The organism is Hymenobacter fodinae, assembly GCF_004745825.1.
Classification (GTDB): Bacteria; Bacteroidota; Bacteroidia; order Cytophagales; family Hymenobacteraceae; genus Hymenobacter; species Hymenobacter fodinae.
This window is the reverse complement of the sequence record NZ_SRLA01000002.1, coordinates 451,787-466,212: the sequence shown is the minus strand read 5'-3', so window position 1 is coordinate 466,212 and position 14,426 is coordinate 451,787. Positions and strand designations below refer to the sequence as shown.

10 protein-coding genes are annotated in these 14,426 nt (G+C 59.0%); 5 read left to right on the top strand and 5 right to left on the bottom strand.

Annotated elements, in window-relative coordinates:
- Nucleotides 1-191: 191 nt before the first annotated feature.
- Nucleotides 192-3,116, top strand: coding sequence for a T9SS type A sorting domain-containing protein (locus tag EU556_RS09215; RefSeq protein WP_135433455.1), 2,925 nt, complete (start codon nucleotides 192-194; stop codon nucleotides 3,114-3,116).
- A 78-nt stretch (nucleotides 3,117-3,194) separates the two neighbouring features.
- Here the strand turns inward: EU556_RS09215 and EU556_RS09210 are convergent, their stop codons facing one another.
- From EU556_RS09210 to EU556_RS09200, 3 genes are all read right to left on the bottom strand, one after another.
- Nucleotides 3,195-5,180, bottom strand: a complete 1,986-nt coding sequence (locus EU556_RS09210) for a peptidylprolyl isomerase (protein ID WP_135433453.1) — start codon at nucleotides 5,178-5,180, stop codon at nucleotides 3,195-3,197.
- 153 nt (nucleotides 5,181-5,333) lie between these two features.
- Nucleotides 5,334-6,416, bottom strand: coding sequence for an MJ1255/VC2487 family glycosyltransferase (locus tag EU556_RS09205; protein WP_135433451.1), 1,083 nt, complete (start codon nucleotides 6,414-6,416; stop codon nucleotides 5,334-5,336).
- Nucleotides 6,417-6,479: 63 nt separating this feature from the next.
- Nucleotides 6,480-7,421 (bottom strand): hypothetical protein, encoded by a 942-nt coding sequence (locus tag EU556_RS09200; RefSeq protein ID WP_135433449.1) that lies wholly within the window; start codon nucleotides 7,419-7,421, stop codon nucleotides 6,480-6,482.
- 270 nt (nucleotides 7,422-7,691) lie between these two features.
- On the opposite strand from EU556_RS09200, the gene EU556_RS09195 reads away from it, so the two are divergent.
- The 4 genes from EU556_RS09195 to EU556_RS09180 all read left to right on the top strand — a co-directional run bounded on the left by EU556_RS09195 (nucleotide 7,692) and on the right by EU556_RS09180 (nucleotide 13,186).
- Nucleotides 7,692-9,176 (top strand): FAD binding domain-containing protein, encoded by a 1,485-nt coding sequence (locus EU556_RS09195; RefSeq protein ID WP_135433447.1) that lies wholly within the window; start codon nucleotides 7,692-7,694, stop codon nucleotides 9,174-9,176.
- Nucleotides 9,177-9,357: 181 nt separating this feature from the next.
- Nucleotides 9,358-11,667 (top strand): xanthine dehydrogenase molybdopterin binding subunit, encoded by a 2,310-nt coding sequence (locus EU556_RS09190; RefSeq protein WP_135433445.1) that lies wholly within the window; start codon nucleotides 9,358-9,360, stop codon nucleotides 11,665-11,667.
- The gene (locus EU556_RS09185) at nucleotides 11,628-12,104 is read left to right on the top strand and encodes a hypothetical protein (protein WP_245327540.1); all 477 of its coding nucleotides are present in this window, start codon (nucleotides 11,628-11,630) and stop codon (nucleotides 12,102-12,104) included. The genes EU556_RS09190 and EU556_RS09185 overlap by 40 nt, the downstream gene beginning before the upstream one ends.
- A 95-nt stretch (nucleotides 12,105-12,199) precedes the next feature.
- Entirely contained in the window at nucleotides 12,200-13,186 is a 987-nt protein-coding gene (locus EU556_RS09180) for an XdhC family protein (protein WP_135433441.1), read from the top strand.
- A 57-nt stretch (nucleotides 13,187-13,243) separates the two neighbouring features.
- Here the strand turns inward: EU556_RS09180 and EU556_RS09175 are convergent, their stop codons facing one another.
- Nucleotides 13,244-13,837, bottom strand: coding sequence for a DUF4136 domain-containing protein (locus EU556_RS09175; protein WP_135433439.1), 594 nt, complete (start codon nucleotides 13,835-13,837; stop codon nucleotides 13,244-13,246).
- 62 nt (nucleotides 13,838-13,899) lie between these two features.
- Complete coding sequence (locus EU556_RS09170; protein ID WP_135433437.1) at nucleotides 13,900-14,394, bottom strand: GNAT family N-acetyltransferase; 495 nt, start codon at nucleotides 14,392-14,394, stop codon at nucleotides 13,900-13,902.
- Nucleotides 14,395-14,426 lie beyond the last annotated feature (32 nt).

Below are 14,426 nucleotides of genomic sequence, written 5' to 3'. Positions count from 1 at the left end.
CTAATTTATTATGAAAATCTTTTACTTACTGAGTCGATTATAGATACCTTATCCTTAGAACGACGGAGCATGACCTCACAAGGCAGGAGGTATGCGCAGCGCTGCTTGAGCAGGCAATTGATGGATGTATTTTTTCTCACCTGAGGTGCTTGGCTCCCAGGACAAGCATCACCGTTTCTCCTACGTTTGCTATGAATCAATCAGTACTTCTGCTTGCCGCAGGACTGCTGCTGCCTGGACTACAGGCAACAGTTACTGCTCAAAATCTGTACGTTAACGACCTCACCACGACGGGTGATACGTACACCACCGCTCCTGGCAATGATGTTTCTGGCACGGGCAGTAGCAGTGCCCCCTTTGCCACGGTAGGCGCCGCCCTGCGCGCCGCCACAGCTAATTCTACCATTTTCATTGATGCCGGCACCTACTCAGAACGTGTGGTGCTAGACAAAAACGTTAGCCTCCGGGGTGCGGGCACAGCTACAGCCGCGCCGGGCAGTGCTACTATTTTCGATGGTGGCCTAGCGCCCGGCGGAGCTCAAACGGACGTAGCGGGGTTCTTGGTAACCACCTCGGGCGGCGCCAATAGCCCAGTCATGCTTTCTAAGTTTACGGTGCGCAATTACGATTATGGCATTCTTACTACGGGTAGCGCCACCAGCAACTTTGTGGTAGAAGACGTAGAGGCGGTTTCAAACCGACACACCGGCATTTTCTGGAATTGCCTAGGCGGAGCGCAAAACCTGACCTTCAGACGGGTGCGCGCAGCCCAGAATGCATTGTCTCCGAATACCAATAGCACCGGAGCTGGCCGGGGGCTCTTCTTGGTGAACGGCCACAAGCGAAACATCCTCATTGAAGACAGCCGGTTTGAGCAGAACCGCCGGGGTGGCCTAGACGTGAACGATGGCAGCGTAAGTGGCCTAGTAATTCGGGGGTGCCAGTTTACCCAAAACATTGGGGCGGCCCTGGCCGTGCTGGGGGCGGCCGGAGAGCGAACTGGTGGCACTTATACCACCTCTGCTGCGCTCATTGAGGGCAACTTCATCCGCGACAACGCCTCGAACGGCATGGAGCTTAAGGCCTGCACTGGTACTGGCCTAGGCAACGGCCCCGGCAGCTTTGTGGTGCGCAACAACTACATCGCGCGGGGGCTAGGCCAGCCTACTAATATTACGTTTGATAACGCTGGTATTGCCTTCGTTGACCGCGACAGAAAGGTAATCAGCACTGGAGGAGGCATAACCGGAGACTTGCTGACGGGAGGCGCATTTATTCAGGGGAACACCGTGCGGGGTTACTTGTCGACCTTTGGTAGCTCGCTGTTTGAAAACAACGGGTTTGGCGTGGTGCTGGAAGGGGCCAACAATAAGGTTTTCAACAACATCATTGCCCAGTGTCAGCGCGGTGTGCAAGTGCAAGACAGGCCCGCCACCACTACCACCGATAACACCCCATTCTTCGACATCGACCGGAATACGGGGGTGGTTTCCGTCAACGACAGCATCCGCAACAACCGCATTGATAGCTGCGCTACGGCGCTGCGGGCCGTGAACCTCACCAACGTGGTAGAAGCAGGCCTGAACTGGCTGGGTTCTAACTCCTTTAGCGCCGTGCGGGGTGCGAGCGGAATGAATGGCGCAGTAGTTACGCTGGGCGGTCCGTCGGGCTTTGGGGCGCTTTCGGCCTTTGAGCCCACCGGCTTAATTACCTACTCCCCATTCCTTAACTCGCGCACCGATGCCACCACTACTCCTGGTTTTCAGGGTGATATGTCGTTTTTGAACGTTGACCGGTTTTGCCCTACTCCGGGGCCCATTGCTTGCCTGCAAAAAGGAGTAAACCTGGTAACCGAGAACGGAACGGTACACGTCTTTGCAGCCATGTATGATCAGGATGTGGTCATCACGAAATCGTTGGCCCTAACCAATTCTGGCTCGCCCACCACCATTCAAAACCTCACCTTGAATGGGGCAGGCAAAGTACTAACGCTAGGTTCTCCGCTCCAGATTGATGGTAACCTAACGCTAACTAATGGCTTCATCAATTCCACGGCGACTAACCTGCTGACCATTTTGCCCGGCGCTACCAGTACAGCTGGCAACAGCAGTTCCTTCGTGAATGGCCCCGTGCAGAAAATAGGAAACACCGCCTTCGTTTTCCCCATTGGAAAAGACACGTACTGGGCCCGCTTGGGCATTACGGCGCCAGCCAATGCGGCAAGCAGCTTCACGGCGGAGTACTTCCCTACGGCCTATTCTAGCGCAGATCTAACTGCTCCTCTGCGGACGGTGAGCCGCGTGGAGTACTGGAACCTGAACAGAACGGCCGGAACCGACAACGTGCAGGTACGCCTCTTCTGGGAGAACGGCACGCGCAGCGGCATTACAGACTTCTCGCCCAACCTGCAGGTGGCCCGCTATACAGGTTCGGCCTGGGCTACGGAAGGCAATGGCGGCCTTGGTGGCAGTCAGGCTGCAGGCTCGGTGGTGTCGGCGGCACCTATAAGCGATTTTAGCGTCTTTACCTTCGGCTCGTTGGCGCCGCCGCTGCCAGTAGAACTAGTGCGGTTTCAGGCCACTCCTACCGGCAACGGCCATGTCTTGCTGCGTTGGGCTACGGCGCTGGAGCTGCACAATAAAGGCTTTGGGCTGGAGCGCAGCACTAACGCGAAAAAATGGGAGCAAATAGCGTTTGTAGAAGGTCAGGGCACTACCTCGCAGCACCACGAGTACAGCTACACCGATCAGCCCAATCTGTTCGGTCAGCTTATCTACTACCGCCTGCGACAGCAAGATATCGATGGTAAAAGCACGTACTCGGCGGTAGAAACGGTGACGCTCTCCGCCGCAAACCTAGCAAGTAGCGCGAGCGTGTACCCGAACCCCGCCACGCTTACTGAGCAGGTGACCCTGACGCTGCCTCGCCCCTTGCCCACCGCAACGCAGGTTCAGCTTCTGGACCTAACCGGCCGACTGGTGCTTACCCAAACAATACCAGCCAATGCAACGGAAGTGACCTTGCAGCTTTCTAATGGGCTCACGAAGGGCACCTACCTTGTGCAGCTGGCAGGCCTAGACCACGGCAGCAAGCCCTTACGTTTGGTTAAGCAGTAATACTACCAATGCATTCGGTATGTAACCACAACAGGCCTCCCAACTTATGGGAGGCCTGTTGTGGTTCTGAGACGGTGCTCAGCGTACTAGCTCTATCTTATCAATTCGGTCGCCTATATCGAGGCGGCTGACGACATCCATACCGGATACCACCTGCGCAAAGATGGTGTAGCGTCCGTCGAGGTGCGGGGTAGGTGCGTGGGTAATAAACCACTGGCAGCTCTCCGTGTCCTTCCCCGCCGAGGCAAGCCCAACGGCTCCCTCCCCGTAGCGTCTGTCACCTAGCTCAGAACGCAGGTTGTAGTCTGAGCTACCCCAGCCGTCGCCGCGGGGGCAGCCGCCCTGGGCCACAAAGTTGGGTACCACGCGGTGGAAATTGCGGCCGTTGTAGAAGCCCTGACGCGTAAGCTCTACGAAGCTAGCCACGGAGCCGGGTGCCTCCTCCACTAATAGGCGCAACGTAATATCACCTTTTTCTGTGTGCACCACGGCGCGTTGCGTAGCGGGCAGCTCGGCTACCAGCGCCCAATTGATGGGGTGCGTGGCGGCAGTAGCCACGGGTACGGGCGTGGCTTTGCGCTTCTGCACGTAATCAATGGTTTGCTGCAACGACTGCCACGCCTCTAGGTCACGGGGCAGTACGAGCCGGTCGCGGGCTTCCACCAAAAAGTCGGGGGAAGGCAGCAAGCGGCGCAGGTCAAGCTTCGGGTCGCGAATGGCTTCGGCGGCAATACCCATGCGGGCTACATCCTGACTAAGCACCGCTTGCCGCAAGGTCAGGGCAAACTCGGCGTGCTGGCTAGCCGGAAAATCAGCCTGATTGCGCATGGCTACTAAGGCCTCCATGCCATAGGTACCAATCACTACAGACTGATTGGGAGCGAAGGTGGCCTGGCGCACAAACTCAAACGCCGCCGGGTCTTCCCCTAAGGCTTTAAGCAAGTACCCTTTCTCATAAGGGCTGGTGGCGGCAGCGTAGCGGGCCTGTACGGCAGACCGAATAGCCTCGCGGCCGGTGGTTTCCTGCTTGAGGGCGGCAGCCAGAAGGGTGCTTCGCACGCGCCACTGGGGCAGCTTATCGGCCTTTTCCAAGAACAGTGAGCCGGGCTCGTTGGTAGCGTATGCCAGAAAGAACTCGGCGGCCGAAAGGGCTACCTGCGCGTTGGCATCGGTGAGAGCGGCCCAGGCGGCTTCCTTCACGGGAGCATACATAGCCGCGTTCATGGCCCGCAGGGCGCTTACCCGCACCCGGTAATCAGGGTCGCGGCGGGCCAGGCTGGCCAGCAGGCTAGGCACTACTGGGTCTTGGGCAGCTTTGCCCAACGCAGAAGCGGCGGCGCTACGCACAGCGTAGTGAGGGTCTTGTTGCGCCGCCGCTCCAATAGCCATAGCATACGGAGCTAGGTTAAGCCCCCGAGTGCGCGCTAACGCATTGGCACTGGCCAACCGCGCCCCGAGGGGATTAGTGCGACCCAGCAACTGCACCAATCGTGTTACCGCCGCTTCGGAGGTAAGGCCGCGCAGGCCGGCCCGGTAGAGGCCCCATGCCTGCCCGCTGAGCGCTGCGGTATCAGTAGTTAGGGCAGAGGGCAAACGAACCAGCGCCGCTAGGCCAGAGCGGGAGGTGCAGCGGCCCAAGGCTTCCAGCTCATAGCGACGCACCGTAGGGTCTATTTCCAGCGCCAGGTATTTAACGAGGCCAGCTTCGGCGGTAGAATCGGCGGTTTGACCGAGGGCGTAGGCGGCCGCCTGCCGCACAGGTGCCGCCGTATCTTGCAGACGCGCCAGCAGCGCCGTGGTAGCCGTTTTGCTCTGCACCGAAGCTAGCGCCAGCGCAGCCTCACGGCGATATGAGGCGTTGGGCCCCTCCAGGAAAGGCAACAAAGCTGCGGTATTGCGCTCATCCTGGGCGGTGGCAATTTGGCGCAGGGTGGCATCCTGCGTGAATTTATTGGGGGTGCTAGAGACAGTAGCAGCGGGCGGGTGGGCAGTGCAAGCCAGCAACAGGGTGCAGCCCGTGCCAGCCACCGTAGCTGCCACGCGGCAGAGGGCAGAATAAGTCATGGTTGCCCAAAATACGGCTTTCGTGGGAGGTAGCGGCGCCCATCCTCGAAAAGTAGCGCTTTTACTCCCTGCTGCCCTGGCCTAGAACGCAACCAGCCGCTGGCTCTCCGTTGCAGGGTGGGCCAGTGGTTGGTCGATAGCGTTTAGTATGCGCTAGGCCACTCCGCCCTGAGGCAGCTCGGCCTGCACGCCGGCCAGCACTTGCTGTAGGCGGGCAAACAACACCTCATTGCCGTGCTGCTCATACTGACTTAGGGCGGCTTCAAACCCACTTAAGTCGTAGAGAAAGGCCTTCAGATTGTCGGGGGTGATGGCACTGAAGTGGCGGCCGTAACCCAGCTTTTCTACTTGCGCGGCATTTAGAAACTGCTCAAACTGCGCCGGAATAGGCACGGCACACACGGGCTTGTGCAAGTACACGGCCTCACTAATTAGGGAGAAGCCCCCGTTAGTTACTACCGCTTGGGCGCTGGCTAAATCATCAATAAAGCCCTGCTCGCTGAAAGCACGTAGCTGCACATTGCCGTGGCTTTCTTCCTTGTTAAACCCGTACACCCGAAACTCTTGCCCTGGCAGCTGCTGAAGCTGCGCCACCAGATCTTTCTGCGTAGTGGCCGACTGGTACACTAGCACGTGCTGACCAGTGCTAGGCCTAGCACGCAAAATTTCGGGCCGAATGATGGGTGGCACCAGCGTGGTGTTGTCCTTGATAACCGGCAACTCAAAAAAGCTGGTGATAAGGTAGTGGTGACTACGGGGCAGCTTGGCGCGCACAATCTCGCGGGCTACGGTGAGGTTGCCCCGCTCCGCTGGTGGCACCACAATATCCAGCTTTGCCCGACTGATGATCTGCATGTTGTCGATGCTGATAACCGGAATCCGGCGCCACTTGGCAAAGAAATAGCTGAACGACTCGAAGTCGGAAATTACCAGATCGGGCTCAAAATCGCAGAGCAGCTCCTGGTACTTGCGAAAGTTGACGACCAGGTTTTCCGGGGCTGTACGCAGGGTAAGGGCTGCGGTGCGCAGCTTCGAGACAGTAAGCTGCCGGTAGGCCAGGTGAAACCCCCGAATTTCGTGGACACGGCCGGGAAAGTTGGCCGCCAACACCTGAAAAGCCCGCGAGCTGCTCACTACGCACACATTGTGCCCCTGCTCTAGCAAATGGGCAATAACTACTTTGCTGCGGGTAGCATGGCCTAGGCCTTCGCCCGGCACGCCGTAAAGAATATTCATATTAGTAACTAGACTATAGTCGGCCAGGAACGCTGCCGAAGAAAACTCGCGGGGCCTAGTGGCCTACCGGCGCGAAGTAGGCACCCGGAACTGCAGCCCGATGCTCGGAATGAACGTGATGCCTTTGAGGGAAGCCGTGCGGTTGTTGAGCAGCTGGTACTGACCGTAGTTCTGGTAGTACACCGACAAAGCCGGGATGACGTAGGCGTAGCGGTAGCCCAGCTTCACGTTGACGAAGCCCCCAAAAGAGGAGAAGTTCTGCTTGGCCACGGGTAGATTCGGAATTTTATCAGCTACCGAGCCACTGCCGGGGCCATTATACACGTTGCGTGGCTCAAACCCGTAGCGCAGGAAGCTGTGGGCGTACATCACACCGTAGGAAATAGCTCCAATTTCCTCCTCGGGGCCAAACGACTGGCTGAACACCAGCGGCACAATCAGGTCGTGGCGGCTGGCTTTGAAGCCCAGCACATCGTTCACGTTATCGAGGAAGGGCACATTGGGCAGCTTGGCACGCTGGGTAGCGTACTGCAGGCCAATGCTGCCGTAGGTAACGCCGGTTTCGCGGCTGCCGGGGCTTTCGGGCGTACCCGTGGGGCCCATGAACTGGTACATGGCATCGAACACGTGCGAGCCAAACGCATACTTATAGCCCACATCGAGGCGCTCGGCCAACCCATAGCGCAGGTACAAATCGGAGGATGGCCGCACCGGGTCGAGCACGTAGGCCAGGGCCGCCACTTGCAGCTTCTCAATGGTTTGGTTGTAGCGCACCGTGTCCTTGTTGGCCGTTTCGCGAGCGGCGGTAATCAGAGCCGAACCGGTCTTGCTAATGGTTTCGGTGGGCACATTGAAGGCCACGTTACCCCCAATCTTGAACTCACCCTTGGGCGTGACTTTGCCGGTGCTAACAATGGCGCGGGGCGCCGTGCAGGAAGCAGTAGCCAACAGGCCAGCCACCATAGCTAGGGCCGGAACCGAGCGAAGAGAAGAAAATGCTTTCATAAGAGCGAATCGAGGGAGAACAGGCCTACAGCCACTGCGCCGGCTGCTGGCGAAAACCGAGCCGAAAGTAGGCATACAGGCTGTCATTCCGAGCGAACGAAGGAATCTGGGTTCATCTTATACATGGCCAACTCAGATTCTTCCTCACCTGCTGAAGGATACTAGGGGGGATTGGGCACGGGCGGCTGGGCGCCTATGTTACCTAATTGTTACGCCGAAAGGCCGAAAAGCTGTAACTTTCCCTTCCGCTCTTGTTTTCCTGCCCCACCCATGCTTCAGTTCTATCTCAACGATCAGCTCATCCGCACCAGTCAGCCGGCGGGTAGCACGCTCCTGGACTTTGTGCGCTACCACCGCCACCTGACGGGCACGAAAATAGGGTGCCGCGAGGGCGACTGTGGGGCCTGCACAGTGCTGGTAGGCGAGCTACAACCCGATGGGCAAACCGTAAGCTACCAATCCATGACCTCGTGCCTGACGCCGCTGGGCAATGCGCACGGCCGCCATGTAGTGACAGTGGAGGGTATTAATGCGGCGCGGGGCACGCTCACGCCGGTGCAGCAGGCCATTGTGGCGGAGGGCGGCTCACAGTGCGGATTTTGCACGGTAGGTTTTGTGATGTCGTTGACCGGTCACTCGCTCAACCCAAAGCCTGGCACTCCAGAAACGGCTCTGGCCTCCATTGACGGCAACATCTGCCGCTGCACGGGCTATAAGTCACTAGAGCGAGCTACGCTGGCCCTGCAGCAACAACTGACGAACCGGCCTACGGAGCAACCCTTAGCTTGGCTGGCGGAGCAAGGTTTCGTGCCTACCTATTTCCAAGGCATTCCGGCTAAGCTCACGGCTCTGCGCGCGGCCACCGAAGCCTCCGCAGTAAGCGCACAGCCGGCTCAGAACAGTCATTCCGTTACCGTCACTGGCCTAGATGCTGCCTCGGCGGCCCGTGCCCAAGTGCTAGGCGGCGGCACCGATTTGCTGGTGCAGCGCCCCGAGCAGCTGCGCGAGATGCCGGTGCAACTGCTGTACGGGCAGCCCGAGCGCCGTGGTATTCGCCGCGAAGGCCACCAAATTGTGCTGGGCGCCGCCACCACGGCCCAAGAACTGCTGGAGTCTGAGGTGCTGCAAGAGATGCTGCCGCACCTGCCAGAGTACCTGAAGCTGGTGTCGAGTACCCCTATTCGGAACATGGGCACCGTGGCGGGTAACTTCATCAACGCTTCGCCCATCGGAGACCTAACTATTCTGTTTTTGGCCCTCGGTGCTAGTCTTACCCTGGAAGACCCTGGCCTAGGCCAGCGCCGAGAGTTACCGCTGCAAGACCTATACCTAGGCTACAAGCAACTGGCAAAAATGGCCGACGAGCAAGTGCTTTCCATTCATTTTCCGGCGCCCTTAATTACCGATTACTTCAACTTTGAGAAGGTATCAAAGCGCACTCACCTCGACATTGCCAGCGTGAACTCAGCGGCGTGGCTGCGGGTGCAGGGTGGCCTAGTGCAAGCTGTTCGGCTTTCGGCGGGGGGAGTTGGTCCAGTGCCGCTGATGCTGCCGCGCACGGCCGAGTTTTTGGTAGGTCGGGAAATTAGCGCCGAGACGGTACGTGGGGCACTAGAGCTGGCCCAGGAGGAAATAAGCCCCATCAGTGACGTACGCGGAACTGTGCAGTACAAGCGCCTGCTGTTGCGGCAGTTACTGGCGGCGCATTTCCTGCAGTTCTTCCCGGCGCAGCTGCAGTTAACTGACCTGCTGTAAGACGACGCTCAATGCCCCAGCTGTTCAGGCATACCTAATCGGTGGGCTCTTCCTCTCCATTCTGAAAATAGCGCCGGGAAGTAAGGCACCCCGCCAGCATGAAGCTGCGCAGCCATTTACCCTGTTCTAGGCCACCCTATCTATAATCCGCCCAGCGGAGGATTCGCATTACACTCTCGCCATGAACCACCTCGACCCAGCCCGCCACGTGCGCGGCGAATCGCAGTACCTCGATGATATTCCGGTGCAACAGGGCACCTTGTACGCGGCCGTGGTAGAGTCACCGGTGGCGCATGGCAAGCTGCTTAGCATTGATTTTGAGGCCGCCCTGCAATTGCCCGGCGTGGTGCGCATTCTTACTGCCGAGGATATTCCGGGGGAAAACCAAATTGGCGGTATCGTGCCTGATGAGCCGTTGCTGGCCGAAGGGCACGTGCATTTCAGGGGGCAGCCGGTAGCGCTGGTACTAGCTGAAACCGAGCATCAGGCCCACGCTGCGCTCGGCCACGTGCGCGTAGAGGTTTCACCCCTGCCCATTATTACCGACCCGCGGCTGGCGGCCGCGCAGAACGAGCTGATTGTACCGCCGCGCACGTTTCAGATTGGCGACACGCAAACGGCTTGGGCGCAATGCGCGCACGTGTTTGCGGGCGTAGCCGAATCGGGCGGGCAGGAGCACCTCTACATCGAAACCCAGGGTGCCTATGCCTTTCCCACCGAAATGGGCGGTGTGCGTGTAGTTTCTTCAACCCAGGGCCCTACCGCGGTGCAGCGCCACACGGCGCGGGTGCTGGGTGTGGGTATGCATCAGGTAGAAGTAGACGTTACACGCTTGGGCGGTGGTTTCGGGGGCAAAGAAGACCAGGCCACTACTTGGGGTGCCTTGGCCGCACTGGGCGCTTCCATAACCCGCAAGCCGGTGAAGCTGGTGCTTGACCGCATGGCCGACCTGCGCATGACCGGTAAGCGTCACCCCTACTCCTCCGATTTTAAAATCGGGTTTGACGAAAACCTAAAGCTAGTGGCCTACGAAGCCACGTTCTACCAAAATGCTGGTGCCGCAGCCGACCTTTCGCCAGCCGTGCTGGAACGGACGCTGTTTCACGCCACCAACAGCTACTTCATCCCCAACGTAACGGCCACGGCCTACAGCTGCCGCACCAACCTGCCGCCCAACACCGCTTTCCGGGGCTTTGGCGGGCCGCAGGGAATGTTCGTGATAGAGTCGGCGCTGGTGTGTGCGGCGGAGCAACTGGGCGTGCCGGTGGCGGAATTGCAACGGCGTAACCTGCTGCGCGAGGGCGACGTGCTACCCTACCGTCAGCCCACCGAGGGTTGCCATGCCGAGCAGGCCTGGGACACAGCCGCTAGCCGCTACAACCTACCTGGCCTACGAGCCGAGGTAGATGACTTCAACGCCCAGAACCAGCAGTTCAAGAAGGGGCTGTCGGTAATGCCGATTTGCTTCGGCATCAGTTTCACCAAAACGCCCATGAACCAGGCTCGTGCCCTGGTGCACATATACACCGACGGTTCGGTGGGCGTGAGCACGGGTGCCGTGGAAATGGGGCAGGGCGTAAACACCAAAATCATGCTGGTGGCAGCGCGCACGCTGGGTATTTCGCCGGAGCGCGTGAAGGTGGAAAGCACCAATACTACCCGCGTGGCTAACACCTCGCCTTCCGCTGCCAGCGCCACCGCCGACCTCAACGGCAAAGCCACCGAACTGGCCTGCCTAGCTTTGCGCGAGCGGCTGCTACGCTTAGCAGCCACCGAGCTGCAATTGGAATACGAAGGCCTGACCATCGAAGGCGAGCAGGTGCTAGCCGCCGGCACGCCCGCCGATACTACCTGGGAGAAGCTGGTGTCGGCGGCGTACTGGCAGCGCGTGAGTCTCACCGAAAACGCCCACTACGCTACGCCCGGCATTCACTTCGACGGGCAGACCAATCAGGGGCACCCCTTCGCATACCACGTCTATGGCACGGCCATTACCACCGTCACCGTCGACTGTTTGCGCGGCACGTATGCCTTCGATGCGGTGCAGATTGCCCACGACTTCGGCCAGAGCTTGCACCCGCAAATCGACCGGGGACAGATTGAGGGTGGCCTAGTGCAGGGCATCGGCTGGATGACGCTGGAGGAACTGGTGTTCAACGAAGAAGGTCGCCTGCTGAGCAATTCCCTGAACAGTTACAAAATCCCGGACCTGTACTCGGCGCCCAAAACTATTGACGTGCATTTCCTGGATACGCCCGGCCACCCCAACGCCATTATGCGCTCCAAGGCCGTGGGCGAACCACCCCTGATGTACGGCATTGGGGCCTACTTTGCCGTGCGCGACGCTATTCGCAGCTTCCGTCCCGGCGCTACCCTACCATTTTCCGCTCCTATCACCCCCGAAAAGGTATTGCTCAGCCTCTACCCCGACGTTTTACTTACCACACCCGCTTGCGTTTCGACTACCGTACCCACATCCGTGGCTCCCTGATTTACGCCGCCGGCGACACGGCCGCGGCCCTGCTTCAACACAACTTTTCCTGGTCGCGCCTGCTCGGCATTGCCCTGATTGCGGGCACCATTTACTCGTGGGAGGTACCGGCGTATTTCCGCTGGATTGACCACCGGGTGCCACACCGCCCTGGCTGGACGGCCAAACTCCGGCGGGCCTCCCTGGCGCTGGCCTACTTCAACCCTCTCTGGATTGCCCGCCACTTTGTATTCATCCGGCTGTGCTCGGGCCAGCTTGACCAGATAACCTGGGACTTGCTCCCCATGGCCGCACGCTCATTCTTGTATAATGCACCCGTATCGTTACTGGTGAACTACTACATCCAGAATAAGGTACCAGCCGACCGGCGCTTTTTAATCAGTGCCTTATTTTCGGGTGTAATGGCCGTGTACTACGCCCTCAGCGCCAACTGGTAACTACCGGCTACAGATTTCAGCTCGTGCTCACCTGCTCTTTTCAATAAGCCAGAGGCGCGGACTGCCCTAGTGCTACACTTCTCCCTTACTTCACGTTGAGCCCCCTTCCTCCATACGCCTCCCCTGCCACCCCGCGCGATTTGCTTGTGTGGGAACACGCGGCTGCCAACTTGCGGGCGGGGGTGCCGGTGGCGCTGCTGTGCGTGCTGGCGAGTGAGGGCAGCAGCCCCGGCCGCCAGGGCTTCAAAATGAGCGTAACAGCCAACGACACAACCGGCTCCATTGGAGGTGGCGTGATGGAACACAAGTTTGTGGAGCTAGCCCGCGCCCGCCTACTGGAAGCCGATACTAGGCCGCTCTTCCGCCCCCAGATTCACCGGAAGGACTCCCCCGCCGACCGCTCCGGCATGATTTGCTCGGGCGAGCAATGGGTACTGCTTTTTCCGCTTGCTTTATCTGACTTGCCAGCGGTAGAAGCGTGCGTGAAGGCTTTAACTGAGAATACCAGACCCCTCCTGCAGTTAGCAACTACTGGCCTAGCAGTGTTGCCAGCGCCACAAGGTGCCCCGAAGTTCGACTTTCAACCGGGCGAGCAGTGGCAGTACCAGGAGCGCCTAGGCTTTGCCGCGCGGGTTACCATCATTGGGGCGGGGCACGTGTGCTTGGCTCTGTGCCGTGTGCTGGCGGCGCTAGATTTCGAGCTGACCGTGCTTGATGACCGCCCAACTCTGCCCACGTTACGTGCCAATCCATTCCCCCACCACAAGCGCACGGTGGCCTACGACGCTATAGCCGCAGAAATACCCGAAGGCCCAGACGAGTACGTGCTCCTGATGACAGTGGGGTACCGCTCCGATTTGGTGGTGCTGCGCCAGTTGCTAGGCCACTCCGTGCGTTACTTAGGTGTGTTGGGCAGCCAAGCTAAAATTACCGAGTTGCTGAACACCCTCCGCCACGAAGGAGCAAGTGAAGAATTGCTAGCCCGTATTTCAGCACCCATTGGCCTACCCATTCACAGCCGCACCCCTGAGGAAATTGCCATCAGTATTGCGGCAGAGCTCATTCAGGTGCGAAATGCGTAAGGGCGAGGTGGTGCAAAGCGACAGGTCGGGCGTGCCTATGCCACCCTACTGCCTCAATTATTCTCCCCCGTTGTTGCCCTGTAGGTAGCCTTCGGTGAAGACGTGGTATTGGTCGAAAATGGAGCGTACGGAACGACGCAGGATAAGCTCGCCCTGGGGACCGGTGGGCACCGATACGCCAGAGGCATAGCCATTCCAAACGGCGCGGTTGGTTTGATTATCAATTAGGGTGACCAACAGCGTGCCATCTAGTAGCAACATTTTTACGGGACTGTAGCCCTGGCGCTGGTCGCTGGGAGTTTCGTCATCGTCGGCATAGCCGGTTTTCACCCAGCGAGAGAAGTCGGGCTGCTGATACCCGCGGAAACGCATGGTGCCCTCAAACAGCCGAAAGTTGACTAGAAGATCGGGGCGCCGTTTGGCGGGACGGTAGCCTTGCACCTTCATGCGCGTCCGAATGGCGTCGCGGACGGCCTCACCCAGGCGGCTGGTATCGGAGGCAATGCCATCCCCGCTCACAAACTCGTAGGTGCGGTAGCGCCGAAACTGCCCGGAAAAGCTATAATCGGACTCGACACGAGCCTCCCGGGACATCAGACACCCAGATAGGGCCATACTCAACCCTACCAATAGAAGTACAAACAATTTCATAGACAAGAAGCACAGGGTGGAACCTTGCCTAAGATACAGCGCTCCTCCTCAATTATCAACTACTACTTAATAGCATAACTTTGTGCCTCAGCCGTTTCGTCGCTGTTCAACTCCTTTTCAAGCACAATAACCAAACCGTACGCCCCCTGCATAGTGCCTACTATATCGAAGCCCATTCGCAGGTTCAGCAGCAGCATGGCGCGCCACTGATTATAGGTTTGGGTACGGATGCGTTGGTATCCGTGCTGCTGGCACCAGGCGTGCTGCTCGCGCATTAGCTCAGCCGCAATACCTTGCCCCCGGAAGGCCGTGGCAACCCCACCCAGCCAACTGTAGTAATGCCCTGGTTTGCGCTCATAGCCTACTTTACAGCCAACCAGCCGTTCCTCGGTTTCGGCCAGCCATACTTGCACGGGGCCACGTGCCTGTTGGTAGCGCAGCTCCGCAGCCTGCTGTTCTTCGGAAGTAGAGAAAATAGTAGCCAGCAGCGCAAGCAGGTTGTCCCAGTCCGGGCCAGCGGGCGGCAAGTCGGGCAGCAAACGGAAGGATACGGGCATGAGCGAAAATGTAAAGGGGTTGGTAAAGCGCT

What these genes read in the sequence shown, in the direction of transcription:
- EU556_RS09215 (WP_135433455.1), top strand. Translation starts at nt 192, where the DNA reads ATGAATCAATCAGTACTTCTGCTTGCCGCAGGACTGCTGCTGCCTGGA.
- EU556_RS09210 (WP_135433453.1), bottom strand. Translation starts at nt 5,180, where the DNA reads ATGACTTATTCTGCCCTCTGCCGCGTGGCAGCTACGGTGGCTGGCACG.
- EU556_RS09205 (WP_135433451.1), bottom strand. Translation starts at nt 6,416, where the DNA reads ATGAATATTCTTTACGGCGTGCCGGGCGAAGGCCTAGGCCATGCTACC.
- EU556_RS09200 (WP_135433449.1), bottom strand. Translation starts at nt 7,421, where the DNA reads ATGAAAGCATTTTCTTCTCTTCGCTCGGTTCCGGCCCTAGCTATGGTG.
- EU556_RS09195 (WP_135433447.1), top strand. Translation starts at nt 7,692, where the DNA reads ATGCTTCAGTTCTATCTCAACGATCAGCTCATCCGCACCAGTCAGCCG.
- EU556_RS09190 (WP_135433445.1), top strand. Translation starts at nt 9,358, where the DNA reads ATGAACCACCTCGACCCAGCCCGCCACGTGCGCGGCGAATCGCAGTAC.
- EU556_RS09175 (WP_135433439.1), bottom strand. Translation starts at nt 13,837, where the DNA reads ATGAAATTGTTTGTACTTCTATTGGTAGGGTTGAGTATGGCCCTATCT.
- EU556_RS09170 (WP_135433437.1), bottom strand. Translation starts at nt 14,394, where the DNA reads ATGCCCGTATCCTTCCGTTTGCTGCCCGACTTGCCGCCCGCTGGCCCG.